The organism is Methylobacterium sp. B1 (assembly GCF_000333255.1).
Lineage (GTDB): Bacteria > Pseudomonadota > Alphaproteobacteria > Rhizobiales > Beijerinckiaceae > Methylobacterium > Methylobacterium fujisawaense.
Map to the genome: position 1 here is coordinate 1 of NZ_BACT01001068.1, position 872 is coordinate 872.

The 872-nt window shown below is 67.0% G+C and carries 1 pseudogene; it reads right to left on the reverse strand.

Annotation, left to right across the window (positions count from 1 at the left end):
* Positions 1–872 (reverse strand): annotated as a pseudogene (gene uvrC, locus I53_RS29745) (excinuclease ABC subunit UvrC); the annotation flags it as partial.

The window sequence follows — 872 nt, forward strand, 5'->3', positions numbered from 1 at the left end:
GGAAAGGCGCGGTTGCCCCAGTTCTGGAAGTTCCGGAAGAAGACACCTCGATGCAGAACTGGCCGGCCTGCTCGTCGAGGGCGAACACGTCCGCTTCCTCCACGCCCTGGGTGTTGACCCCCTGCACGCCCTGGATCGCCGATAGCGCGGCGATCCGGTCCCGGAAGCGGGCGGCGCGTTCGAACTCCATCGCTTCCGAGGCTTCCTGCATCTCGGTGCGCATCCGGTCCTTCACGGCGTTCGACTTGCCCGCCAGGAATGCCCGGGCGGAATCCGCCATGGCGGCGTAATCCTCCGTGGCGATCTCGCCGGTGCAGGGGCCGGAGCAGCGCTTGATCTGGAAGAGCAGGCAGGGACGGGTGCGGTTCTCGTAGTAGCTGTCCGTGCAGGTGCGCAGGAGAAAGGCGCGCTGCAGGGCGTTCACCGTCCGGTTCACCGCCCAGACGCTGGCGAAGGGCCCGTAATAATTGCCCTTCCGGCGCCGGGCGCCCCGGTGCTTGACGATCTGCGGGGCGGGGCCGTCGTCGGTGACCAGAATGTAGGGGAACGACTTGTCGTCCCGCATCAGCACGTTGAATCGGGGCTTCAGCTGCTTGATCAGGTTGGCTTCGAGGAGCAGCGCCTCGGTCTCGGTGGCGGTGGTGACGAACTCCATCGCCGCCGTCTGCGAGATCATCCGGGCGATGCGGTTCGAATGCGCCTGACCCCGCGCATAGGAGCCGACCCGCGCCTTCAGGTTCTTGGCCTTGCCGACATAGAGGACGTCGCCGCGATGATCGAACATCCGGTAGACGCCGGGCGAGGACGGCAGGGTCGACCAGAACCGGCGGATCACCTCGGTGCCGGCCTGGACGGCACCCGGCTCGAAGTCG